The sequence below is a fragment of the Scandinavium sp. UTDF21-P1B genome (genome assembly GCF_040750395.1).
Taxonomy (GTDB): domain Bacteria; phylum Pseudomonadota; class Gammaproteobacteria; order Enterobacterales; family Enterobacteriaceae; genus Scandinavium.
Window position 1 is genome coordinate 31,139 of the sequence record NZ_JBFLVD010000037.1, and the last position, 24,246, is coordinate 55,384.

At 56.6% G+C, this 24,246-nt stretch carries 25 protein-coding genes; 9 read left to right on the forward strand and 16 right to left on the reverse strand.

Annotated features, from left to right (window positions below):
* Positions 1–81: 81 nt before the first annotated feature.
* The 5 genes from AB1287_RS21580 to gpmM form a co-directional block, all read right to left on the reverse strand.
* Positions 82–999, reverse strand: coding sequence for a hypothetical protein (locus tag AB1287_RS21580; protein WP_312627979.1), 918 nt, complete (start codon positions 997–999; stop codon positions 82–84).
* Positions 992–2,224 carry a glycosyltransferase gene (locus AB1287_RS21585; protein WP_435619057.1) on the reverse strand — a complete coding sequence of 411 codons (1,233 nt, stop codon included), beginning with the start codon at positions 2,222–2,224 and terminating at the stop codon, positions 992–994. Before AB1287_RS21585 ends, AB1287_RS21580 begins: the two co-directional genes overlap by 8 nt.
* Positions 2,225–2,312: 88 nt before the next feature.
* Positions 2,313–3,245, reverse strand: coding sequence for a divergent polysaccharide deacetylase family protein (locus AB1287_RS21590; protein WP_435619058.1), 933 nt, complete (start codon positions 3,243–3,245; stop codon positions 2,313–2,315).
* Positions 3,246–3,248: 3 nt separating this feature from the next.
* Positions 3,249–4,520 carry a murein hydrolase activator EnvC gene (gene envC / locus AB1287_RS21595; protein WP_435619059.1) on the reverse strand — a complete coding sequence of 424 codons (1,272 nt, stop codon included), beginning with the start codon at positions 4,518–4,520 and terminating at the stop codon, positions 3,249–3,251.
* 9 nt (positions 4,521–4,529) lie between these two features.
* Positions 4,530–6,074, reverse strand: coding sequence for a 2,3-bisphosphoglycerate-independent phosphoglycerate mutase (gpmM, locus tag AB1287_RS21600; RefSeq protein ID WP_312627984.1), 1,545 nt, complete (start codon positions 6,072–6,074; stop codon positions 4,530–4,532).
* 249 nt (positions 6,075–6,323) lie between these two features.
* Between gpmM and AB1287_RS21605 the strand changes: the two genes are divergently transcribed.
* The 5 genes from AB1287_RS21605 to cysE all read left to right on the forward strand — a co-directional run bounded on the left by AB1287_RS21605 (position 6,324) and on the right by cysE (position 9,435).
* The gene (locus tag AB1287_RS21605) at positions 6,324–6,755 is read left to right on the forward strand and encodes a rhodanese-like domain-containing protein (RefSeq protein WP_312627985.1); all 432 of its coding nucleotides are present in this window, start codon (positions 6,324–6,326) and stop codon (positions 6,753–6,755) included.
* A 17-nt stretch (positions 6,756–6,772) separates the two neighbouring features.
* Positions 6,773–7,024: a glutaredoxin 3 gene (gene grxC, locus AB1287_RS21610; protein ID WP_312627986.1), complete on the forward strand. Its 252-nt coding sequence runs from the start codon at positions 6,773–6,775 to the stop codon at positions 7,022–7,024.
* Positions 7,025–7,047: 23 nt separating this feature from the next.
* Positions 7,048–7,515 carry a protein-export chaperone SecB gene (secB, locus tag AB1287_RS21615; protein ID WP_312627987.1) on the forward strand — a complete coding sequence of 156 codons (468 nt, stop codon included), beginning with the start codon at positions 7,048–7,050 and terminating at the stop codon, positions 7,513–7,515.
* Positions 7,515–8,534: an NAD(P)H-dependent glycerol-3-phosphate dehydrogenase gene (gene gpsA / locus AB1287_RS21620; protein WP_435619060.1), complete on the forward strand. Its 1,020-nt coding sequence runs from the start codon at positions 7,515–7,517 to the stop codon at positions 8,532–8,534. Before secB ends, gpsA begins: the two co-directional genes overlap by 1 nt.
* Before the next feature lie 79 nt (positions 8,535–8,613).
* Positions 8,614–9,435, forward strand: a complete 822-nt coding sequence (cysE, locus tag AB1287_RS21625) for a serine O-acetyltransferase (RefSeq protein ID WP_312627990.1) — start codon at positions 8,614–8,616, stop codon at positions 9,433–9,435.
* Positions 9,436–9,526: 91 nt separating this feature from the next.
* Here cysE and trmL read toward each other — a convergent pair whose 3' ends face one another.
* The 5 genes from trmL to ivbL all read right to left on the reverse strand — a co-directional run bounded on the left by trmL (position 9,527) and on the right by ivbL (position 12,929).
* Positions 9,527–10,000: a tRNA (uridine(34)/cytosine(34)/5-carboxymethylaminomethyluridine(34)-2'-O)-methyltransferase TrmL gene (gene trmL / locus AB1287_RS21630; RefSeq protein WP_435619061.1), complete on the reverse strand. Its 474-nt coding sequence runs from the start codon at positions 9,998–10,000 to the stop codon at positions 9,527–9,529.
* Between the two features lie 204 nt (positions 10,001–10,204).
* Positions 10,205–10,657, reverse strand: coding sequence for a DUF1198 family protein (locus AB1287_RS21635; protein WP_312627992.1), 453 nt, complete (start codon positions 10,655–10,657; stop codon positions 10,205–10,207).
* 74 nt (positions 10,658–10,731) lie between these two features.
* Positions 10,732–11,022 (reverse strand): acetolactate synthase small subunit, encoded by a 291-nt coding sequence (gene ilvN / locus AB1287_RS21640; RefSeq protein ID WP_312627993.1) that lies wholly within the window; start codon positions 11,020–11,022, stop codon positions 10,732–10,734.
* 3 nt (positions 11,023–11,025) lie between these two features.
* Positions 11,026–12,729 carry an acetolactate synthase large subunit gene (ilvB, locus tag AB1287_RS21645; RefSeq protein ID WP_435619062.1) on the reverse strand — a complete coding sequence of 568 codons (1,704 nt, stop codon included), beginning with the start codon at positions 12,727–12,729 and terminating at the stop codon, positions 11,026–11,028.
* Positions 12,730–12,830: 101 nt separating this feature from the next.
* A complete protein-coding gene (gene ivbL / locus AB1287_RS21650) occupies positions 12,831–12,929 on the reverse strand; it encodes an ilvB operon leader peptide IvbL (protein WP_312627996.1) in 99 nt (32 codons plus the stop codon).
* Between the two features lie 535 nt (positions 12,930–13,464).
* Between ivbL and tisB the strand changes: the two genes are divergently transcribed.
* The 3 genes from tisB (at position 13,465) to dsdA (ending at position 16,339) form a co-directional block, all read left to right on the forward strand.
* Positions 13,465–13,545, forward strand: a complete 81-nt coding sequence (tisB, locus tag AB1287_RS21655; protein WP_435619081.1) for a type I toxin-antitoxin system toxin TisB — start codon at positions 13,465–13,467, stop codon at positions 13,543–13,545.
* A gap of 224 nt (positions 13,546–13,769) precedes the next feature.
* Positions 13,770–14,954, forward strand: coding sequence for a multidrug efflux MFS transporter EmrD (emrD, locus tag AB1287_RS21660; protein WP_312627999.1), 1,185 nt, complete (start codon positions 13,770–13,772; stop codon positions 14,952–14,954).
* Between the two features lie 80 nt (positions 14,955–15,034).
* Positions 15,035–16,339, forward strand: a complete 1,305-nt coding sequence (gene dsdA / locus AB1287_RS21665; RefSeq protein WP_435619063.1) for a D-serine ammonia-lyase — start codon at positions 15,035–15,037, stop codon at positions 16,337–16,339.
* Here the strand turns inward: dsdA and AB1287_RS21670 are convergent.
* From AB1287_RS21670 to AB1287_RS21690, 5 genes are all read right to left on the reverse strand, one after another.
* Positions 16,336–17,460, reverse strand: a complete 1,125-nt coding sequence (locus tag AB1287_RS21670; RefSeq protein ID WP_435619064.1) for an anaerobic sulfatase maturase — start codon at positions 17,458–17,460, stop codon at positions 16,336–16,338. The genes dsdA and AB1287_RS21670 overlap by 4 nt on opposite strands.
* Before the next feature lie 9 nt (positions 17,461–17,469).
* Positions 17,470–17,820: a DUF202 domain-containing protein gene (locus AB1287_RS21675; protein ID WP_435619065.1), complete on the reverse strand. Its 351-nt coding sequence runs from the start codon at positions 17,818–17,820 to the stop codon at positions 17,470–17,472.
* The gene (locus AB1287_RS21680; protein WP_435619066.1) at positions 17,810–18,157 is read right to left on the reverse strand and encodes a YidH family protein; all 348 of its coding nucleotides are present in this window, start codon (positions 18,155–18,157) and stop codon (positions 17,810–17,812) included. The genes AB1287_RS21675 and AB1287_RS21680 overlap by 11 nt, the downstream gene beginning before the upstream one ends.
* Before the next feature lie 114 nt (positions 18,158–18,271).
* Complete coding sequence (locus AB1287_RS21685; RefSeq protein ID WP_435619067.1) at positions 18,272–19,765, reverse strand: sulfatase-like hydrolase/transferase; 1,494 nt, start codon at positions 19,763–19,765, stop codon at positions 18,272–18,274.
* The gene (locus AB1287_RS21690; protein ID WP_435619068.1) at positions 19,762–21,477 is read right to left on the reverse strand and encodes a solute:sodium symporter family transporter; all 1,716 of its coding nucleotides are present in this window, start codon (positions 21,475–21,477) and stop codon (positions 19,762–19,764) included. Before AB1287_RS21690 ends, AB1287_RS21685 begins: the two co-directional genes overlap by 4 nt.
* 84 nt (positions 21,478–21,561) lie before the next feature.
* Between AB1287_RS21690 and AB1287_RS21695 the strand changes: the two genes are divergently transcribed.
* Positions 21,562–22,422: an AraC family transcriptional regulator gene (locus AB1287_RS21695; RefSeq protein WP_435619069.1), complete on the forward strand. Its 861-nt coding sequence runs from the start codon at positions 21,562–21,564 to the stop codon at positions 22,420–22,422.
* A 19-nt stretch (positions 22,423–22,441) separates the two neighbouring features.
* On the opposite strand, the gene AB1287_RS21700 is transcribed toward AB1287_RS21695, so the two are convergent.
* Positions 22,442–24,097, reverse strand: a complete 1,656-nt coding sequence (locus AB1287_RS21700) for a putative transporter (RefSeq protein WP_312628011.1) — start codon at positions 24,095–24,097, stop codon at positions 22,442–22,444.
* Positions 24,098–24,246: the final 149 nt, after the last annotated feature.

A 24,246-nucleotide genomic window follows, 5' to 3' on the forward strand; every position in this document is an offset into this window, starting at 1 on the left:
TAATTGCCGGATGACGCTGCGCTTATCCGGCCTACGGAAGCTGATTTCTGTAGGCCAGTGCAGGCTTAGCTCCGCAAGGCATCAGCTTTGTTGCTGCTTCTCTTTATCCGTCAGATAGCGCACTTTGCGCGTGTAGTCCTGCCCTTTGAACAGCAGCTTGCTGTCAGCTGATTGCAGATATTTCTGCCACTCAGAGAGCGGGAAACCGCCATGGGCACCGACCACCTCTTTTGGGATAACCGCTTCCTGCCCGCCGATTTTTTTGGAGACCGGCCAGTTCATCCAGTCGCCCAGATTCACCGTTTTCAGATCAAGCATATCCAGCAGCGCGGCCAGCGGCAGCTGATCCGTTGGCGGCTGGCTGTCGTCCATCAACTCCCAGGTATCCTGGAAAAGCGTCAGCCACAGCGGACAGATACGACGCCAGGTTTTGCGCGTTGCGGCCAGGAAGGCCCCGTTGACGTGGTCGACGATATACGGGCGCACGGTGCCCTGGTAGTAAGCCGGTACCTTTTCAGCCGGTGCGCCTGCCAGCTTGGCGATCATTTTGCCCTGACGAAAGCTCGAATAAATATGGCCTTCTTCAACCCTGAACCGGGGCATCTGCAGCAGGTTCAGGTCTGAATCGATCATCAAAACGCCTTCACCGCGCGCCTGCATTGGCGCGTTCAGTTTCACCAACCGACTCAGGTAGATCTGCTTGTAGCGGTAGGTCTCTTCACGCTTTGGCAAATCGAGCGTAACAACGCGGGTTTTTACCGGTAGCGCGCCAAACGCGCTCTCTGGCTGATCGCTGACGATAACAATCTCTTCAAGATCGGGCGCGTAGCGCTCGGCGAAGGTGGCGGAAAGTAACGCCTCCTCAACATAATCTGCCCCGGTGCAGGGGATGACGACCGAGGTAATCGGCACGCTCTGAGCAGAAGGCGTCAATGAAGCATAAGGAATATTGTGGCGCGCCGTGATGTGACGATAGCGGGCATTCAGAAAGTTAAACATGGTCGGTCCGTCCCGAAGAAATAGAGGCTAGTTCGCGTTCAACACCCGCGACGTAATGCTCAATGGCGTAGTGATGGCGCACGTGCTGACGGGCATTTTCAGCCAGGGCCCGGCGCAGTTCAGCATTTTGCCAGAGCATAGAAAGGTTGTGTGCAAGAGCCTGAGTATCACTCCATGGGAAAAGCAGGCCGGTTTGCTGATGGTCGATAAGCTCAGCGGTCCCGGTGACGTCAGAGCCGATGACCGGAACCCCTAACAGCATTGCCTCCAGCACTACGCGAGGCAGCCCTTCGCTGGCTGAGGCCAGGATAAAGAGGTCAAAGGCGGCGAGATAATCCAATGGATTATTGCGAAATCCAGTGAAGACAACCCGTTCAGCGAGCCCGCACGCGGCGGCCTGTGCTTCGAGCGTTGAACGTTCCGGGCCTTCGCCAATCAGCAGCAGCTTCCACTTTGCCTCGGGATTATTCCGGCTGAACAAGGCCAGCGCTTCGAGCGTGTGATGATTCGCTTTACGGGGGATCAGTGAACCGATGCTGCCGATGACAAACGTATCGTCATCCAGTCCCAGCGAGCGGCGCATCACCGCACGGTCCGGCAACGGCTGGTGAATATCAATGGCGTTATTCACGGTGACGCAGAGCTGGCGCTCAACGCCGTGGTTGAGCAGCACGCTTTCCACTCCATGGGAAACGGCAATGATTTTATCCACCTGCGCATTAACCAGTGCGACCAGCGACGGCGAGAGGACTGGTTCAATGCGGCAGTGCTGAACCAGAGCAACGGGCAGGCCCTTCACGGCATGATAGCCCTCTTCGTTAGAGCCAGGCTGATTATTCATGTACAGGATGTCGTACCCGCCTTCCTGCAGCAGCTTGCGCAGACGGCGTGCGTCAGGCTGGATGCGCCACAGCGTATCCATCTTTCGGGTGAAGGCTTTACGCGTGTCGCGGGAGAAGAACAGCAGGCTGCGACCGACTTCTTTCAGTAACTTTGCCCAGCCAGGCTGACGACGGGCGGGCAACAGGATCATCGGAATGCCGAAGGTGCTCAGCACTTGCTCAATGCTCTCACCGCCCGCACGAAGATAGTTGTGGTAGAAGCAGCAGGTAATATCGAACCGTTGCCTGTCGATGCGTTTAAGCAACTCCAGCATGCTGTTGGTGCCACCGCCCCACTCTTTGCCGCTGTCGAACAGCAGGATTTTCCGTTTTTGCGGCACCATGCTCTCTGATTCTCATATTAAAACCAGTGGGCATTATAGAGAATCTCGCCGCAGATTCAGCGTTTTTTATCGCCGTCTTCCTGCCCGCTCAGGGCTTATCCCAACCCTGCCACTGCAGCTGGAAGTATTGCACCAGCGTGCTGTGCGTAATGCTGTCGCTTAACACATCGAAGAAACGGCTCGCATAGACTGGCTGCTGCGGTTTTTTCGGTTTGCACAGCTTCACGCCCCGGAATGGGTTGCGGGGCGCCGTTGGTTTCACTGGCACGGCATTGTTCGGCGTCGAGGTATCAACCTGCGGTTCATTCAGCAGGCTGCTGGGGCGAACCAGGGTGATATCAGGCGGCAGGTTATACACCATCTGCTGAAGAACGCGCACCGTGGTCGGATGCGGATGTCCGATGGCAATCGCAGAACCGCTGCGCCTCGCAATCTGGATAGCGCGATTAAACTGCGTGCGAATATCCGCTTCGTTCTGCGTATCGTCGAGGAACACTTTGCGCTTAATGACCTTCACGCCCGTTCCGGCGGCGGCCCGCATCGACTGGCTGTTGCCAATCGTCATGCTGTCGAGAAAGTAGAAATTGTAGTGGCTCAGCGTCTGCATCACCTTCTGCATGCCAAACAGGCTGGAGGTCATGGCGCTGCCCATGTGGTTATTCAGGCCCACGGCATAAGGCACCTTGCTTACCGCTTCACGAACGATGCGATCAATCTCATCGCTGCTCATGTCCGGACGCAGGGTATCTTTCTCCAGCGGCTGTTTACTGATGGGTGCCATCGGCAGATGGATCAGCACTTCATGGCCGCTATTATGGGCTTTGGTCGCCATTTCACGGGCGTGCGGCGCATTAGGTAAAACGGCGACGGAGAGGGTGTTGGGCAGGGCCAGCACCTGATTTTCCTGCTGGGGGCGATAGCCAAAATCATCAATGACTATCGAGAGTTTTCCGGCATGAACCGGGGCAACCATCGCCACTAAGGCGGCGAAGGACAACGCTAACGGGCGAAATTGAAGCAAAACTTATCTTCCCAACCACGGCTGTGGATTGACCGCCTGACCCTGGCGGCGAATTTCGAAGTAGAGTGAAGGTCGGCCCTGACCGCCACTGCTGCCCACAAGGGCAATCGGCTGGCCGGCGCGAACCTGAGTGCCGACGCTGACCAGCGCGCTCTGGTTGTATCCGTAAAGGCTCATGTCGCCTTTCCCGTGCTCCACCACCACGACCAGGCCATAGCCCTGCAGCCAGTCGGCGAGGATTACGCGGCCATCGGCGATGGCTTTGACCTCGGTGCCTTCAGACGCACCGATAACCATCCCTTTCCAACGTAGTTCACCCTGAAGCTGTTCGCCATAGCGATGCAGCGTTGGGCCACGAACGGGCCAGAATGCCTGGCCACGAGGTGAGCCCAGGCCGCCGGTACGGGCCATCAGCGAGCGCTCACTTTCGGAAGGTTTGTAGGTGGTGCCTTTGCGGGAAGCATCCTGCTGGCGGTCGCGAACGGCCTGTGCTTCTTTGGCTTCTTTCTCTGCACGCGCACGGGCGGCAGCTTCTGCCTGCGCTATGCGGGAACGCATGCGGGATTCGTTGGCGCGCAGTTCGGAAAGCTGCTGCTGACCGGCCTGAATGGAGGACTCAAGCCCGGCAAGGGTTTTCTTACGTTCGTTACGCGCCTGCTCAAGTTTGGCCTGCTGCGCCTTTTGCTCGTAGAGCAGGGTTTGCTGCTGGCTCTGCTTCTCTTCAAGCAGCGCTTTTTGCGAGGCGACCTCTTCACTGGTCTGCTTCAGCTCGGCGATGGTTTCCTGGCGGGCCTGATTGAGGTAGCCAAAATAGGCCTGCAAACGCTGGCCCCGCTGGCTCTCTTCGCCGCTGAGAATAAGCTGAATACCGGTATGCTCGCCCTGGCGGAATGCCGCATCCAGCTGAGCGGCAAGGTTGCGCTCTTGAGCAGCTTTTTGCTTAAGCAGTTTGGTGATGGAGGCATTCATCTCATCGACCTGCTTATTGAGGTCGGCGAGGGTATTCTGCGTGTCGCGCAGCTTACGGGCGGCGACGGCAATCGCTTCTTCCTGGGTTTTAAGCTGGGCGAGCAGGGCTGAGCGCTGCTGTTGCTGCTGGCGTACCGCCTTCTCTTTGCTGGCGATATCGGCCTGAATGGATTTCAGCTGGTCACGGTCATCTGCCTGAGCAGATGCCGCGCACAGCAATACGCCAGCGCTGAACGCGCTGGCGTAACAAACGGATCGGACTGCCGTCGCGATCCAGGTCTTTGAAACAATCGCCTTTCCCCTCATGGGGAGGGATTATTCCACGATGAACAGCGGCTTGCCAGTCATCTCTTGCGGGATTTCCATGCCCATCAGGGAGAGCATGGTTGGGGCGATGTCGGAGAGTTTACCGCCGTCGACCGCTTTCACCGCTTTGTTACCGACGTAAATCAGCGGTACCGGCAGGTTGGTGTGCGCCGTGTGCGCCTGGCCGGTAGAAGGGTCACGCATCTGCTCGGCGTTGCCGTGGTCTGCGGTGATCAGCAGCTGTCCACCAACGGATTCAACGGCTTTGCTCACTTCGTCAATGCAGTGGTCCAGCGCTTCAACCGCCTTCACTGCAGCTTCCATCACGCCGGTATGGCCAACCATGTCGCCATTCGGATAGTTACAGATGATGGCGTCGAATTTACCGCCTTTGATGGCACCGACCAGTTTTTCAGTCAGTTCTGCAGAGCTCATTTCTGGCTGCAGATCGTAGGTTGCGACTTTCGGAGAGTTGATCAGGATACGTTCTTCGCCCGCGAAGTTCTCTTCGATGCCGCCGTTGAAGAAGAAGGTCACGTGAGCATATTTCTCGGTTTCAGAGATACGCAGCTGGGTTTTGTCGTTCTTCGCCATCCACTCGCCGAAGGTATTCGCGAGGGAAGCTGGCGGGTAAGCGCACGGTGCGTCGATATCGGCGGCATACTGCGTCAGCATGATGTAGTCGAGGTTAACCACTTTTTTGCGCGCAAAGCCGTCGAAATCTTTGTTTACGAAAGCGCGGGTGATTTCACGGGCACGGTCCGCACGGAAGTTCATGAAGATCAGCGCATCGCCATCTTCCATTGCGGCATCGGCCTGGCCTGCGGCACGGATAACGGTCGCTTTCACGAATTCGTCGTTTTCGTCACGTGCGTATGCGGCTTCCAGAGCGGCAACTGCGGAGTCGAACTGGAACTCACCTTTTGCCAGGGTCATCAGATCGTAGGCCTGCTCAACGCGGTCCCAACGGTTGTCGCGGTCCATAGCGTAGTAACGACCGATGATTGACGCTACGCGGCCTTTGCCCAGCGCAGCGAATTTCTCTTCGAAGGCAGCCAGAGAGGATTTCGCGCTGCGAGGTGGAGTATCACGACCGTCGAGGAAAGCGTGCAGGTAGATTTTCTCTGCACCACGCTCAGCGGCCATTTCAACCATCGCCATGATGTGATCTTCATGGCTGTGAACGCCACCGGCAGACAGCAGACCCATAATGTGCACCGCTTTGCCTGCGGCAACAGCTTTATCAACGGCACCGGCCAGCACGCTGTTTTCAAAGAAGGTACGCTCTTTGATTTCCACGTCCAGACGGGTCAGGTCCTGATACACGATACGGCCTGCGCCGAGGTTAACATGGCCGACTTCAGAGTTACCCATCTGACGGTCTGGCAGACCCACTTCCAGGCCGGAAGCGTCAATCAGCGTATGAGGGCGTTTTGCCCACAGGCCATCCATCACTGGCGTTTTCGCGCTGAAGATCGCGTTATCCTGCTGCTCTTCGCGATAGCCATAGCCATCCAGAATCACCAGTACCATCGGTTTTTTAGTATCAGACATTGCGACAACCTCATGCTCACAAGATAAAAAATTTGCGTAATTTTACTACAGCTGAATCGATAAATCTGCCTCAGAAGATCAAAGAACGGGCGCGGCTGGCGGGGCGATTTGGCTATTTTTGATCGAAATTTCTCGTACCACTCCGCAGAAATTGGATTAGCTTAGGTTCGGCTTGCTGTAATTGCCCCCCTGCACAGGTATACTCCTTTCCTGTTTTTTTAATCACTGAGTCGGGAGTTATCACCCCCCATGCAAGAAATTATGCAATTTGTTAGCCGTCATCCCATACTGAGTATCGCCTGGGTTGGCTTACTGGCTGCCGTGCTGTTCACCACGTTCAAAGGCCTGACTTCCAAAATTAAAGTCATCACCCGCGGTGAAGCCACGCGTCTTATCAACAAAGAAGAAGCCATCGTTGTCGATCTGCGCCAGCGTGATGATTTCCGTAAAGGCCACATTGCTGGTTCCGTTAACTTGCTGCCAGCCGAAATCAAAGCGAATAACCTCGGCGAGCTTGAAAAACATAAAGATAAACCCATCATCGTTGTAGATGGTTCCGGTATGCAGGCTCAGGAGCCCGCCAACAATCTGAACAAAGCGGGCTTCGGGCGCGTTTTCGTTCTGAAAGAAGGTGTTGCAGGCTGGAGCGGTGAGAACCTGCCGCTGGTTCGCGGTAAGTAATTTTCTGAGGTAACGTCATGGCCAATATTGAGATCTACACCAAAGCAACCTGTCCGTTCTGCGTACGCGCGAAAGCGCTGCTGAAAGAGAAGGGCGTCAGCTTCCAGGAGTTACCTATCGATGGTAACGCTGAAAAGCGCGAAGAGATGATTGAACGTAGTGGCCGCACCACGGTGCCGCAGATTTTTATTGATGCACAGCACATTGGCGGCTGTGACGACTTGTATGCACTTGACGCGCGTGGTGGACTCGATCCCCTGCTGAAATAATCCCTTTTAAGGACAAAAAAAAGATGTCAGAACAAACCAACCCAGAAATGACTTTCCAGATTCAGCGTATTTACACCAAAGACGTTTCCTTTGAAGCGCCAAATGCGCCGCATGTTTTCCAGAAAGACTGGCAGCCAGAGGTTAAACTTGATCTGGATACCGCTTCCACCCAGCTGGCGGAAGGCGTGTATGAAGTCGTACTGCGCGTGACCGTAACCGCGTCCCTGGGCGAAGAAACGGCGTTCCTGTGTGAAGTTCAGCAGGGCGGCATTTTCTCTATCGAAGGTATCGAAGGGACTCAGATGGCACACTGCCTGGGTGCATACTGCCCGAACATTCTGTTCCCGTATGCGCGCGAATGCATCACAAGCCTGGTAGGCCGCGGTACATTCCCACAACTGAACCTTGCGCCAGTGAACTTTGATGCGCTGTTCATGAACTATCTGCAGCAGCAGGCTGGCGAAGGTGCCGAACAACATCAGGATGCCTGATGAACGCACGTAAAGCTGCAATGACTGTGATCGGTGCCGGCTCGTACGGCACCGCTCTTGCCATCACCCTGGCAAGAAATGGCCACGACGTAGTGCTTTGGGGGCACGACCCGAAACACCTCGCCGTGCTGCAACAAGACCGCTGCAACGCGGCCTTCCTCCCTGATGTGCCTTTCCCTGACACGCTGTATCTTGAAGCCGATCTCGCCACGGCGATGGCCGCCAGTCGCGATATTCTGGTCGTCGTGCCAAGCCATGTCTTTGGCGAAGTGCTGCGCCAGCTTAAACCGCTGATGCGCGCTGATGCCCGCCTGGTCTGGGCGACCAAAGGACTCGAAGCGGAGACAGGTCGTCTGCTGCAGGATGTTGCGCGTGAAGCGCTGGGCGATGCCATTCCGCTGGCGGTAATTTCAGGCCCGACGTTTGCGAAAGAGCTGGCGGCAGGCATGCCAACGGCGATTGCGCTGGCGTCAACCGATCCTCAGTTCGCGGAAGATCTGCAAAAGCTGCTTCACTGCGGCAAAAGCTTCCGCGTCTACAGCAACCCGGATTTCATCGGCGTGCAGCTGGGCGGCGCGGTGAAAAACGTTATCGCCATTGGTGCGGGCATGTCCGACGGTATCGGCTTTGGCGCGAACGCGCGTACGGCGCTGATTACCCGCGGGCTTGCAGAAATGTCCCGCCTGGGCGCAGCGCTAGGTGCCGACCCTTCCACCTTTATGGGCATGGCGGGGCTTGGCGATCTGGTGCTGACCTGCACCGATAACCAGTCGCGCAACCGCCGCTTTGGCATGGCGCTCGGCCAGGGTAAAGACGTGCAAAGCGCGCAGGATGCGATTGGTCAGGTGGTCGAAGGCTACCGCAATACCAAAGAGGTTCGGGCACTTGCGCACCGGTTTGGTGTCGAAATGCCAATAACCGAGGAAATTTATCAGGTATTGTATTGCGGAAAGAATGCGCGCGAGGCAGCATTGACCCTATTAGGTCGTGCCAGCAAGGAAGAGCGCAGCCACCACTAACCGCAGGGAATCGTCACCATCCCAATGACCCGGTCAGCGCAGAACTGACCGGTCATTTGCTTATCGCCTGGAGTTCGCAATGCCGTGTGAAGAACTGGACATCGTCTGGAACAATATCAAAGCTGAAGCCCGCGCGCTGGCCGACTGTGAGCCGATGCTTGCCAGCTTCTACCACGCCACGCTCCTCAAACATGAAAACCTCGGCAGTGCGCTGAGCTATATGCTCGCCAATAAGCTCGCCTCTTCGATTATGCCCGCGATTGCTATTCGCGAAGTGGTGGAAGAAGCCTACGCCGCCGACCCGGAAATGATCGCCTCCGCCGCCTGTGATATTCAGGCCGTGCGCACCCGCGACCCGGCCGTCGATAAATACTCCACGCCGCTGCTGTATCTCAAAGGCTTCCACGCACTTCAGGCCTATCGTATCGGCCACTGGCTGTGGAATCAGGGGCGTCGTGCGTTAGCCATTTTCCTGCAAAACCAGGTTTCGGTGACCTTCCAGGTGGACATCCACCCGGCGGCGAAAATTGGCCGCGGCATCATGCTCGACCACGCCACCGGCATTGTGGTGGGCGAAACAGCCGTCATCGAAAATGACGTTTCCATTCTGCAATCCGTTACCCTCGGCGGGACAGGCAAAACCAGCGGCGATCGCCATCCGAAAATTCGTGAAGGGGTGATGATTGGCGCGGGGGCGAAAATCCTTGGCAATATCGAAGTGGGCCGCGGCGCGAAGATTGGTGCGGGCTCCGTCGTGTTGCAGCCCGTCCCTCCACACACGACCGCCGCAGGCGTTCCGGCGCGCATCGTCGGCAAGCCAGACAGCGACAAACCGGCGATGGATATGGATCAGCACTTCAACGGCATTCACCATACCTTTGAGTATGGTGACGGCATTTAGCGTATTGCCCGGCGGCTCTCACGTTTGCCGGGCCTACACGAACGTCGAATCTGTAGGTCGGGTCAGGCGTAGCCGCCACCCGACAAATCCTTCAGCTACGTAATACCGCGCCCGAATATCCCAGCTGGCGCCAGGCCTCATACACCACGACCGACACCGCATTCGACAGGTTCATGCTGCGGCTGTCCGGCATCATCGGAATGCGAATTTTTTGCTCTGGCGGCAATGCATCCAGAATGCTGGCAGGCAAACCGCGGGTTTCCGGGCCAAACATCAGATAATCCCCGTCCTGATAGCTCACCGCACTGTGGGCAGGCGTGCCTTTGGTGGTGAGCGCAAACAGGCGCTGAGGCTTCTCTGCCTCAAAAAACGCTTCGTAGCTGGCATGGCGCTGAACGGCGGTAAATTCGTGATAATCCAGTCCCGCGCGGCGCAGACGCTTATCATCCCAGGCAAAGCCCATAGGCTCGATAATATGCAGGCGAAAGCCGGTGTTGGCACACAGGCGAATGATGTTGCCGGTATTGGGTGGGATTTCTGGTTCGAATAAAACGATGTTAAGCATGCTGCCCCCTTAATTGCGCGGGCAGAATAGCAGAAATTTTATTAACCCTCACCCCGGCCCCCGGGGGAAAAATGGCCAGAATAATAACGTCCTGAGTAGTTGGCTCTGTCATTTGAACCACGCCAGCGAACGAGGTTCAGTTTGCGCATCAGGATGACATAAATGAATGACGATCGCCGATACCAGTCGTCATTCACCGTGGTATCAGTGCAGCCAGGTGACGCCATCCTGCGGCATAAACAGCTGATTGTAGCGGTGCTGGAAGGCGTTAAACTCGGCCATATCAGGATCCAGCTCCCGCAAAAAGCTCAGCGCAAGGCGTATTTGCGCGTCGGTGACGGGCACCGCAAGTCGCGCCTTTTGCAGTTGCCTGTGCCAGAAAAGCAGGTTGGACTCACTTGCGTCCACCACTGCCACCTGCCAGATCAGCAAAATCTGTGCAGCATTCTGTAGATGGGCCTCATTTGGGCGGTGCAGATAGCTCAGGTACTCCTCCCCCATCTTTTTTCCCATCTGATCGATCATCGATTCGATGTGCATGGGCGTTATATTCAGGCGCTCGCTCAGGCGCTTAATTGCCCGGCGCGAATCCGAGGTTAATACCCGAAACCCCACCACAAATACCACCACCAGCGTGGCCAGCGTCAACCAGATCATGCGTCCTCACAGATTGCTTTAGCCTGCACATCATAAAGGCATCCACGAGTAAGTCGACAGCCAGCCCGCGTTAATTACTCAAAAAACAGGCCCAGCTTATTGAAGACGCCAGGGTCACTCTGGTGGCGCATCACCTCGGTGACGTCTTCAAGCTTGTCGATTTGGCTTATCATCTGTTCCAGACGCTGGTCATTGTTAACCAATAGCCAGATACGGCTTTTATCGCTGTTCTGAATCGGCAGGCACAGAATGCCCTCCACGTTGAATGCACGGCGGGCGAACAGGCCGCATACGTGGGTCATTACGCCTGGGTGGTTGCGCACGGTGAGTTCAAGGATTACGTTGTCATGGGTTGCGTTTTGCATGGCTTATTCCCCCACCATTTCAGTATTTGCGGCACCCGGCGGCACCATTGGCCAGACTTTTTGTTGCGGGTCGATGCGCACGTGAATCAGCGCCGGGCCCGGACGGGAAATGATTTCCTGCAGTGTGGCCTGCGGATCTTCCGCCGCATTCAGGTCACAGGTTTGCAGACCAAAGCCCTGCGCAATCTGCATAAAGTTGATCATACCTGGATAGGTCGCGGCGAATACGCCCTGCTTGTAGAACAGGCTTTGCTGCTGATGCACCAGCCCCAGCGCCTCGTTGTTCATCAGGATGATTTTGACGTCGAGATGGTTTTCTGCCGCCGTCGCCATCTCCTGAATGTTCATCATCAGGCTGCCGTCGCCGGAGAAGCACAGCACTTTGCGGTGCGGGTTCGCCAGCGCCGCGCCAATAGCCGCGGGCAGGCCAAAACCCATAGTCCCGAGACCGCCGGAGGTCAGCCACTGACGCGGGCGGTTCAGCGGGTAAGCCTGCGCCGTCCACATCTGGTGCTGGCCCACGTCGGTGGTCACAATCGCATCGTCATCCACGCAGGCGGCCACGGCATTAATCAGGCCGTAGTGCGTTAACGGATCGCCAGCCTGCGGGATCGCCGATGGAAACTCCTGCTGCAAATCGCTCACCAGCTGACGCCACTCGGCGCGCGGCTGCGCTTCGATCAGCGGGATTAACTGGTCCAGCACTTCACCGACGTCTGCCTGAATCGCCACGTGCGGCTGCTTGATTTTACCAAGCTCCGCGCGATCGATATCAACGTGGATAATTTTGGCATTCGGGCAGAACTGCTCGGTTTTACCAATCGCCCGATCATCAAAACGTGCACCTAAAACAATCAGTAAATCAGATTCTTGCAGGATATAGTTGGTGCTTCGCGCGCCGTGCATCCCGAGCATCCCGAGCGACAGCGGATGCGTTTTCGGCAGCATGCCCAACGCCATTAACGTCATGGTGGTCGGGAGGTTGGCTTTTTCCGCAAGCTTGCGAATATGTTCCGGCGCGTTAATCACGCCACCGCCCAGGTACAGCACCGGGCGTTTGGCGGCATTGATCATCGCTGCTGCGTCGCGAACATCGGAAAGGTTAAACACCGGCGCAGGCGCTTTACAGCCCGGCATTGGCAGGTCGTCGATGTCGATTTCTGCGGTCTGAACATCCTTCGGAATATCCACCCACACCGGGCCTGGGCGGCCAGACTGCGCGATCCGGAACGCGTCGCTGATGACCTGCGGCAGTTCGCTGATGTCACGCACTAAGTAGTTATGTTTGGTGATCGGGATGGAGATGCCGTAGGTGTCCACTTCCTGGAATGCGTCAGTACCAATCATCGAGGCAGGCACCTGGCCGGTGATGCAGACCAGCGGAATAGAATCGAGGCGGGCGTCAGCAATGGCGGTCACCAGATTGGTGGCACCCGGCCCACTGCAGGCCATGCATACGGCAGGTTTGCCCTGAGTGCGCGCCATGCCCTGCGCAATAAACCCTGCACCCTGCTCGTGGCGGGCCAGCACGTGGCGTATTTGTTTACTCTGGCTGAGGGCGTCGTACAGCGGTAAGACAGTGCCGCCGGGGATCCCCGTAACGGTGGTAATACCCTGACGTTCCAGCAGGTGAACAATCAGCTGCGCGCCGGTGAAGCGCTTAGCCTGTGAAGTTGCTTGTGACGACTGCGTGCCCGAAGTTGCCATGCTCCAGTCCTTCTTCTTCTGGGCCGACTTTCCGGGAGGCTTTTAACGAAAAACCCCGCCGGTTTGCGCCGGCGGGGTTTTGGAATCGTGTGTTCCGGACCCTACGGCGCATTGCCGACGACGACCACCACACGCACGACGACCACTGCGGCTGGTTGCGCAGTTGGTAGTAGGTTCAGTGCGTTGAAGGTAGCGTTCATTAGGGACCATGACGTTGTGTTATTGACCGGATCCATACAAGCACAGCTTTACAGATGTCGGCAAGGGCTTTATTGCGGCTCATGGAATTTTGTGCAACCGATCACATTTCGCCGTAAAACTGCCGAAAACAAAAAACCCCGCCGGAGCGAGGTTTTGTCTGTGGTTAGCGGGTGGTGGCCGCAAAGCACACTCTGTTACGTCAACCGCAAAAGTATACGCGATCGGCGGCGATCGTGCAATTTAAGCCCCGGTTTTCCGCGTAGTCCCGCATGCGGAACATGACGAGTTTCACTTATAAAAACACCTGTTCATACATACAGTGTTTATCTATACTGAAGCTGTTCACGGTGAGCCATTTGGGGGCCGCATGTACACCGGCGCGCAATAAGTCCTGGCTGAAACGGGTGGTGCCGTCAGCGCCTTAACCCCCGGGAGAGCACACTGTGTTACGTCAACAACACGGCTGATGACAGGCAGCGGAGAGGTAAGTCAGCCGGAAGTTCTCCTTCACTACGGGAGAAGCGTATGGGTGGAATGGAACTGGCACTGTTAGTCCTGAAACTCATGGTTGCGTTGCTGCAACTGCTTGATGCAGTCCTGAAAACCTTCCGGTGATCGGGTTCAGGCCGTACCGAAGAGGGGCGGGCAACCGCCCCTCTTTTATAAATCGCTGGCAACAATAGTTGCCGAGTGTTGTTTACAAAATCTGCCTGAACCCTGCGAATCAATCAGCCCGACATGGTTGTTCTGTCGTTTTACTGTGGTAGATTTCCACCGCGTTTAACGGATGTGCCAGTCACATATTCTTTCTTTTAAATCATTCACAAAGTATTCATCGCATGAAAAGGCATAAGAACGTCAGTCTGCTGTTGATGTTGGTGCTGCTTGTCGCCGTCGGGCAGATGGCGCAGACCATTTATATTCCGGCAATTGCCGACATGGCGCGCGAGCTGAACGTCCAGGAAGGCGCGGTGCAAAGCGTCATGGCCGCTTATCTGCTGACTTACGGCATTTCGCAGCTCTTTTACGGCCCGCTCTCCGATCGGGTGGGTCGCCGCCCGGTGATTCTGGTCGGGATGACGATTTTTATGCTGGCGACGGTCATCGCTATGACCACCCACAGCCTGACGGTTCTGATTGCCGCCAGCGCGCTGCAGGGAATGGGAACCGGCGTTGGCGGCGTGATGGCGCGTACGCTTCCGCGTGATTTATACGAAGGCACTCAGCTGCGTCACGCCAACAGCTTGCTGAATATGGGCATCCTGGTAAGCCCGCTGTTGGCCCCGCTGGTTGGCGGCCTGCTGGACACGGCCTGGAGCTGGCGCGCGTGCTACGGTTTCCTGCTGGTGCTGTGCATGGGCGTAACGTTCAGCATGGCGCGCTGGATGCCGGAAACGCGTCCGCAAAACGCACCGCCAACGCGCTTATCCACCCGCTACAAAACCCTGTTCGGCAACGGTGCTTTTAACTGCTATCTGCTGATGCTGATTGGCGGCCTGGCGGGTATTGCGGTGTTTGAAGCCTGTTCCGGCGTGCTGCTGGGCGCGGGTCTGGGCTACAGCAGCATGGTGGTCAGTATTCTGTTCATCCTGCCGATCCCGGCGGCCTTTTTTGGTGCCTGGTTCGCCGGTCGCCAAAATAAGCGCTTCGCCAGCCTGATGTGGCAGTCGGTCATCAGCTGTCTGCTGGCCGGGCTGATGATGTGGATCCCCGGTCTGTTCGGCGTGATGAACGTCTGGACGCTGCTGGTGCCTGCCGCGCTGTTCTTCTTCGGTGCCGGAATGCTGTTCCCGCTCGCTACCAGCGGCGCGATGGAACCCTTCCCGTTCCTCGCAGGCACGGCAGGTGCGCTGGTCGGCGGTCTGCAAAATATTGGCTCCGGTGCGCTGGCCTGGCTTTCCGCGATGCTGCCGCAAACCGGGCAAAGCAGCCTTGGGTTACTGATGACCCTGATGGGGCTGCTGATTCTGCTGTGCTGGCTGCCGCTCGCTTCGCGCTTTAACCAGCACCAGCAGCCCATCTGATTTTCCCGGCGGCAGGTTTTGCTTGCCCTGTCGCCCGCTTTTTGGCTTTATTCTGGCATCCGTCTGAACAGAGCCTCGCCATGAATGCCACCGAACTGACCGAACTGAAACAGCGCTTTCCACTGGTTGCTGAACTCATTGCGCTACGTGAAACCCGCTGGCTGAATCCAAAATCCTCCTCACTGGCCGTTGGCCTGCCCTACGTAGGGCTTACTGCGGAGGATGTAAAAGATGCCCATGCCCGCCTCGCACGCTTTGCGCCTTATCTTGAAAAAGCCTTTCCGGAAACCGCGCCCACCCACGGCATTATCGAATCAGAGCTGATCCCCATTCCGGCCATGCAGCGCCGCCTTGAACAGGAGTACGGTCAACCGATAGCGGGCACGCTGCTGCTGAAAAAAGACAGCCACCTGCCTATTTCCGGCTCCATCAAAGCCCGTGGCGGCATCTATGAAGTGCTGGCCCATGCTGAAAAGCTGGCGATTGAGGCGGGTTTGCTCTCCGTCAGTGATGACTACAGTCGGCTGTTATTGCCCGAAGCTCAGCGCTTTTTCAGCCAGTACAGTATCGCCGTCGGTTCTACGGGGAATCTGGGGATGTCGATTGGCATCATCAGCGCCAGGCTCGGCTTCAGGGTCACCGTACACATGTCTGCCGATGCCCGCGAATGGAAGAAGGCAAAGCTGCGCAGCCACGGCGTTGAGGTCATTGAGTATACTGAAGATTACGGTGTTGCCGTGGAGCAAGGACGTATCGCCGCCGGGCGCGATCCGAGCTGTTTTTTCATCGACGACGAAAACTCCCGCAATCTGTTTCTGGGGTATGCAGTGGCAGGCGAGCGGCTGAAAGCCCAGTTTAGCGATCAGGGTCGCGTGGTGGACGCAGATCATCCTCTGTATGTTTACCTGCCCTGCGGCGTTGGCGGAGGGCCGGGCGGCGTGGCGTTTGGCTTAAAACTCGCCTTTGGCGATCATGTTCACTGCTTTTTTGCCGAGCCCACGCACTCACCTTGCATGCTGCTCGGGGTTTATACCGGCCTGCATGATGGAATTTCGGTGCAGAAACTTGGCATCGACAATATCACCGCCGCAGACGGTCTGGCCGTGGGTCGCGCTTCCGGTTTTGTTGGACGCGCCATGGAGCATTTGCTGGACGGTTTTTACACCCTGGACGATCAAACTCTGTACGACATGCTTGGCTGGCTGGCGCAGGAAGAGCACCTTTTCCTTGAGCCGTCGGCGCTGGCCGGAATGGCCGGACCACAGCGGACAGGTGCTCTGCTGGCACCCGAGAAAATCTGCCAGGCCACCCATCTGGTGTGGGCAACAGGTGGCGGCATGGTGCCGGAAGCCGAGATGGCGCAATACCTGGCGAAAGGGCGTTAACTCACCTGCTGACGCAGCATCGCCATCAGCTCCAGCGGCGAGCGGCGCTGATTGATTAAATCGCGCATCACCTTCATGTGTGGCGCAGTGTATTCAAAGAATGCACGATAGCCTTCGCATATTGCACTTTTGCCGGAAGCATCGCGATGTTTTGGGCAGTCTCCGTTGCAGAGCCGCAGCACGGCGCAGGAGTGACATTCCTGCGGCAGCGATGCCAGCTTGTAGTGCCCAAAAGCTGCCGCTTCGGCGCTGCTGTTTATGTCCTCCAGCGTGGTGTGGTGAATATTCCCCAGCCGGTAAGAGGGATAAACGTAGTGATCGCACTGGTACACGTCACCGTTGCTCTCCAGCGCAAAAGCATGGCCGCAGGTTTTACTGAGCGAGCACATCTGTGAGGAAAAACCATTCCAGACCCCGAGCGTGGAATCAAACAACTGCACGAATACCCGACCAATATCCTCACGCACCCAGACGTCAAAGACCCCGCACAGAAACTCACCCCACGCCTTCGCCGACACGGAGTACTCATCCGGCTGATGGCGATCGTTCATCTCCAGCAGCGGGATGAATTGCAGGAACGGCGTGCCGAGCTCGCGCAGATAGCGATACAGGCGTTGCGGCTGCGCGCTGTTGAGGCTGTTCACCACAACTAAAAGATTAAATTCGACGCCGTGCGTCTTCAGGCACTCAATTGCCCGCAGCACCTTGTGATGCGTGGGATTCCCGCTGCGGCTGACGCGAAACGCATCGTGTAACGCTGCCGGGCCATCAAGAGAGATACCCACCAGCCAGTTGTGATCTTTGAAGAACTGACACCATTCGTCGTTCAGTAACACGCCGTTGGTCTGAAAGGCGTTGTAGATGCGCTTCTCCCCGGCGTAGCGCTGCTGAAGCACCACGACGCGGCGAAAGAAATCGAGCCCGCAGAGCGTGGGTTCGCCGCCCTGCCAGGCAAACTGCACATCGCCGCCGGGCTGCGCATCAATATGCTGACGAATGAAAGCCTCCAGCGTGGTGTCGCTCATCACCGGCTGTTGGTTTTTTTCGAGATAAAAACAGTAGCGACAACGGAGGTTACAGCGCGAGCTGGCCGGTTTAGCCATGACGTGACATCCAGTCATTTCAGTCCCTTAGAATAGTATTACGAGCTGCTGTAAGTGAGTTATAGCAAACAACAAAGCCAGGGAGAGGACCGCGAGAGCGATCAAAAATTTATCACGCACTGCTCTATTTTGAGAAAAGTCCAGGTCTGTAACATTCATCAGATTGCGGCTGCGGGTGTAGTGCCAGAGGATAAAACTCACCACCATCAACACCGCCACGGAGAGCCAGAACGGCGTACCCGACCGGTGCCAGTTGTGCTTAAGCGCCAGCGCCATTAGCGCGCCATAGCCAAGCAGGGTGCGGAACCAGGCAAGTGACGTGCGTTCTGGCTGAAGACCGGGATCGCTCACGCGACGCGCGCGACGGTTATCCGGCATAGAACACCAGCACAATCACTACCGCCGCCACGCCTACCAGTGCCATGCTGATAATCAGCAGCCCGCGCGTATAGGGCAGATCGTCTTTCAGGCGCATCGCTCTTTCGTTATTGAGCCAGCGAAGATAACCGTAAATCGCCAGCGCGCCCGCAAACAGGCAAAGCAGGAGCGCCAGCAGTTCACGGATGAGCGGCGTGGCGAAATCCGGAGCCAGTTGGTCAAGACCAACACCCGCCGCCAGAAACCCCAGCGCGGTACGAATCCACGCCAGGAATGTGCGCTCGTTTGCCAGCGAGAAGCGGTAATCCGGCGCTTCGCCGAGACGGGATAGCTTCATTGTTGCTCCTTTATCTCATCCATTTTTTGCCGGGCGGCACTACGTTTGCCCTGCCTGGGTACCCTGTAGGCCCGGTAAGCTTCGCGCCACCGGGCAGCAACGGGAAACCGGTCATCAAAACTTCTGCTTCTTCTCTTCCACCTTAACACCCTGAGTGGGCAGCCCGGTATCGTAGTCGCGCACCACCGGCGAGTAGCCATCCTCAGGACGTGGGCGAAACGCGCCCATCCAGCGGGGTTTCGCCTGAGCGCGCCACGGGCGCAGGCTCCACTGGTAGGTCCGGAACGGATCGCGGATTTTGTCCATATAATCCAGCAGGCTGTCGTGCATTTCGTCGCGTACTTTAGCGTAGTCTGCATTCTCAATCAGGTTGCGCAGCTCGTCCGGGTCATTGTGTCTGTCGTACAGCTCGTCGCTGGTGAACAGATTCAGCACCAGCTTCCAGCGGTCCGTCACCCAGCAGCGCACGGGGATGAAGCCGCCGAAGCTGTCGTGCTCAATTTCATAGCGGTTAAACTCCACCATCACCCCACGAGCCGCATCCGCCTGCAGGATATTCTCGCCGGGCAAAATGTCGGGCTGATGAATTCCCGCCAGCGCCATCATGGTCGGCAACAGATCGACATGACTGACGGGGGTGTCCACCTGCGCAGGTTTGCCGTGCGGCGGGCGCATGATAAGCGGGATACGGGTGATATCGTCGTACATCGCCGCGCCTTTGCTGATAAGCCGGTGCGCGCCCATCATCTCACCGTGATCGGAGGTGTAAATCACCCAGGTATTTTCCCGCTGCTCCGGCGTCAGGGCGTTGATCACCCGGCCAATCTGATCGTCCACAAAGTCGTTGCAGGCAAAATACATTGGGTGATGGTAGCGGGCATCCTCGCCCACCGGCGACGGCATCGCCTGCGCCCACAGCCTGTGATGCTCGGGTTTGCCGTCCAGGCTATCGCGTCCTTTGTCGCCGAGCTCGTAGTAAAAGTCCTGATACTTCTCAAGATACGCCACCGGGCAGGTGAACGGATGATGCGGCTCGTCGTAGGAGACCACCATCAGGAACGGCTCGTCCTGGCGATCCGGTTTGCCGAGAAAATCGATCGCCCGATTGCTGATGCGGTACGCCCAGGTGAAGGTTTCATCTATCTGATGCTCCTGCAAATCCTCCACGCTGTTCAGGCCGTTACGCCACAGGCTGATTTGCTCATCGGTCAGCTCCGACAGGTAGTTCGCCCCGTCATACCAGTACTCCGCATCCCACTCGGGCGGGCAAACGCCTGTGCCGAAGTAATCGTGTCCATCGAGATGCCATTTGCCGATGTAGCAGGTGCGGTAGCCCGCGTCCTGAAAATAGCGCCCCATCGTTGAGATGTTTTTCCCCGGCGCGACGTTGTTGGTCCATGGCCCGGACTGGTTGGCATAAATACCGGTAAACAGCCCGGCGCGGGCTGGCGTACAGACGGGCGAGCAGGTGTAGGCCGAATTAAAGCGGATCCCTTCCTCAGCAAGTTGGTCAATATGGTTCGTATTCAGCGGCTTCCCGCTATAGCAGCCCACCATGTTGGTGGCCTGGGTGTCGGTCATGATGAACAGGAAATTGGGACGGCTCATGGTTTTTCCTTAATCTCTTTAGCGAAAACGTCAGGCCCTGCGCGGCGCGCCTGCCAGCCCGAAAACAGGAGATACAGCACCACCGCGACGGTGATGCCGTAGCTCAGAACGGTCAGCCATTTCACGTGATAGCCGCCGAACTGCGCCAGCCCGGAATAGACGCCAATCATCGCGAACAGGACGCCAACGGAGGCGATTTTCGCGTTTCGCCACGGTTTCATGTCCACGGCAAAGGCATCATGGAACTTAAACGGCGTGGCGCGCGGCCAGAGGGCGCCGATGACCAGCATCAGCACCACGTTGATGCAGAAGGTGCAGGCCAGCACGTAGAGGAAATGCAGCTCGAAATGCACCAGATATTTCAGAATGATGTAGCTACAGATGCCAAAAAGCATGGCGGCTTTTGCCGCCACGGCGGGAATACGCGGGAAGAAAAAGCCCATGATCACAATCGTTACCAGCGGCACGTTGTAGATGCCGTTGAGCTGCTTCATCCAGGTGTAAAGCCCTTCAGGCGCGTTGGCGATCCACGGTGCAACCAGCACGGAGACGATCGCCACGATAAACCCAAAGCGACGGCCCACAGAAACCAGCTGCTCCGGCCTGGCCTGCTCGTTGATAATGCGGCGATAAATGCCCATGCTGAATAGCGTTGACGCACTATTCAGAAAACCGCAGAACGCGCTGATAATCGCGCCGAAAAGTACCGCGCTGAAGAAGCCAATCAGCGGCAACGGCATCACTTTGTTGACCAGCGCCGGGTAGGCCATATCGGCTTTCGGCAGGTCCTGGAACAGGTGAAAAGCAATTACCCCCGGCAGCACCAGAATTAAAGGATCGAGCATCTTCAGCACCGCCGTCAGCAGCGCGCCTTTTTGTCCTTCAGCCAGGCTTTTCGAGGCCAGCGTACGCTGGACAATGCCCTGATTGGTACACCAGTAGAACGTGTTAACCAGAATCAGTCCGGTCAGCGCCGCGCCAATAGGCACCGGATCGTGGCTGCCGCCGACAGAGTTGAGCATCTGGCTGTGATCGGTAGTCAGCTTATGAAGACCCGCCGAAAGGCTACCGCCGCCCATCGCCATCAGGCCAAACAGTGGTACCATCAGGCCGCCAATCACCAGTCCGATACCGTTAATCACATCGGCGATGGCTATCGCCCTCATGCCACCGACCACCGCGTAGAGAATGCCGCAAATGCCCAGCACGGCCGACATTGCCCAGATAGCCGCGTTCTGGCTGATGCCAAACGCTTCGGCCACGTGGAACATGCTGTTAAACGCCAGCGCGCCGGAATAAAGAATGATCGGCAGGAAGCAGATGCCTGTGGCAATCAGGAAACAGCAGTCGATGATGATGCGGGTCGTTTTATCGTAGCGTTCTTCAATAAAATCCGGGATGGTAGCGATGCCGCGCTGGAGGTAGCGCGGCAGGAAAATTAAGGCCAGGAAAATCAGAGGAATGGCGGAGATAACCTCCCAGGCCATCACCGACATGCCGCTGCGGTAAGCCTGGCCCGTCAGGCCAACCAGCTGTTCAGTCGACAGGTTGGTCAACATCAGCGATGCCGCAATCACCGGCGCTTTCAGCGAACGTCCGGCCAGAAAATAGCCCTGTTGCGAAGCCGTGTCGGCCTTGCGTAACTTCCACCATGTAATCAATGCCACCAGTAGGGTAAATGCTATAAAGCTCACAATCTGTTGAATGTTCATCTTGCAGCCCTTAACGATTTATTATTCGGGGATTACACTCCCCATTAATGTGCTGGGCAGATAATTGGTTGTGGACGAAATAAAATGAATGGAAAAAGCGTTCTTTTGCATGTAAAAAACGAAACCACTTACAATATTCCGTTAGTTATTGACGAAAATGTGATCTCCAGCGGCATCTCATTAATTTCACTCTGGCATACGCTGGCCGACGAAAGCTACAAGGTTATTTGGCCAAGGGATAAGAAAAAACCGCTGATACCGAATTCATGGGTGGCTATCTACACCCTACAGGGCTGCGGCCAGCTGCTGCTGCGCGACGGTACGGAAATAATCCTGAACGGCAACTGCATTATTTTCCTGAAACCTATGGATATTCAGTCCTATCACTGCGCAGGCCTGCTGTGGGAACAATACTGGATGGAGTTTATCCCCACCAACGTGATGGAAATTCCGCTATTACAGACGGGTATAATTTATAACGGTGAGATATTTAACCAGGAGCTGTCGGAAGTTGCGTTATTGATTGCTCATAAAGACCCACTAAAGAATAACCTCGCGGTCGCGTTCTTAACCAAAATGATATACCAGTGGATATGTCTTATTTCAGAAAACGGCAAGAAAGATGCGCTGCTTATTCAGATTGAGAAATTACTGTCAGTATTACACAGCGATCTACAGCGAAACTGGAGCGTGACGGAAATGGCGCAAAAGATGCAATGCAGCGAGCAATATCTGCGGCGTCTGTTTCTACGCTACACCGGAAAAACGCCAAAGGAGTACTACCTGGACGCGCGTCTGGACCTTGCGCATTCGCTGCTGAGGCAGGAGGGACAAAGCGTGGGAAAAGTGGCCGATATGCTGAATTTTTTCGACTCGTTTCACTTCAGCAAGGCGTTTAAGCGCAGGTTTGGCCTCCCGCCGTCTCAGCTGTTAAAGGGGGAGTAATCCCCCTTCGGTGAAACGACTAGGCCCAGAACAGCACCGCCAGCAGCTGCGGCGTAATAATGCGCAGGAACATCACCAGCGGATAGACCGTGGCATAGGAGAGCGCCGCTGCACCGCTCGTTGCATGCAGGTTATTAGCAAAAGCTAACGCAGGTGGATCGGTCATTGAGCCTGCGAGCATACCGCACAGCGTCAGGTAGTTCATTTTGGCAAAGATGCGCGCCAGGATACCGACCGTCAGCAGCGGTACGGCGGTAATGAAAATGCCGTAACCAATCCAGCTTAAGCCGTCGCCTTCCGTGAGCGTACGGATAAAATCACCGCCGGACTTAAGGCCAACCACCGCCAGAAACAGCACAATCCCCAACTCTCGCAGTGCAAGGTTAGCGCTCGGCGGCATAAACCAGTACAGCTTGCCGATGCTGCCGATGCGCCCAAGAATCAGCGCCATAATCAGCGGCCCGCCCGCCAGACCAAGCTTCAGCGCCACCGGGAAACCCGGTATAAACAGCGGCACGGAGCCCAACAGCACGCCAAGCCCGATCCCAATAAACACCGGCAGCATCTGAACCTGTTGTAGCTTCTGCTGCACGTTGCCAACTTCTGCCGCCACTGCGTCAATCGACGCCGGTCGCCCGACAAGGTTAAGGATATCGCCAAACTGCAGGCTGGCGTTGCTGCTTGCCACCAGCTCAACGCCCGCGCGATTGAGTCGCGATATCACCACGTCATAGCGCTGTTTGAAGTGCAGATCGCGGATTTTCTTGCCTAATACCTTCTCATTGGTGACGACAACGCGTTCAACTTTCAGATCCGTACCGCGCGTGGAGAGCGACGTTTCCACCTCTTTGCCAATCACCAGCTGCGCGTTATGCAGATCCACCTCAAGCCCGACCAGGTGCAGCAAATCCCCGGACTGAATCACCGTTCCCGGCGACGGCACCATCAGCATTTCGTCGCGCTTCAGGCGCGAGCAGATGATTTTATCGCTGTTGAGAATGGGGACGTCCTGAATGGCAAGGTTGTGCAGGTTGGGGTTTTCCACGCGAATGTTGATGGTGTGCAGATGGCTGTGTCCGTTCCCGGCCTGCGCATCAAACTGCTGCGCTTCTTTCTCGACGTTCACCCTGAAAAAGAGCCGCACAAACCACATAGTCAGCAGAATGCCGCAGATGCCGAACGGATAAGCCATGGCGTAGCTCATCCCCATCTGATCGACGACTTCGAACGGCACGCCCAGATCGCGCAGAATTTGCTGCCCGGCCCCGAGCGCTGGCGTGTTGGTGACGGCCCCGGAAAAAATCCCCAGCATCACCGGCAAAGGAATGGCGAACAGCTTATGCAGCAGTGCGGTCACCACACCGCCAAGCAGCACAATCAGAATGGCGAAGAGATTCAGCCGCAGGCCGGACACCCGCAGCGAGGCGAAAAAACCCGGTCCGACCTGAATCCCAATGGTGTAGACGAACAGGATCAGGCCGAACTCCTGAATAAAGTGCAGCATCGGGCTGCTCAGCGTAACGCCCGCCTGTTCAACAAAATGGCCAACGATAATGCCGCCAAACAGCACGCCGCCAATACCAAACCCGACGCCGCGAACTTTAATATTACCGATCCACAGCCCCACAACCGCCACCAGCGCCAGAACGCTGACGGTCAATGCTATATCACTCATCGTCTTTTCCCTGTGAATAACATTACTGATAGAAGGGATTCTGGCAGAGAGGCACTGAAATGTATCGATCGCGGCGCACAAAAAAGCCCTGAAGAATTCAGGGCTCAGAATGCGGCTTGAATTGCCCGGCGGCGCTTCGCTTGCCCGGG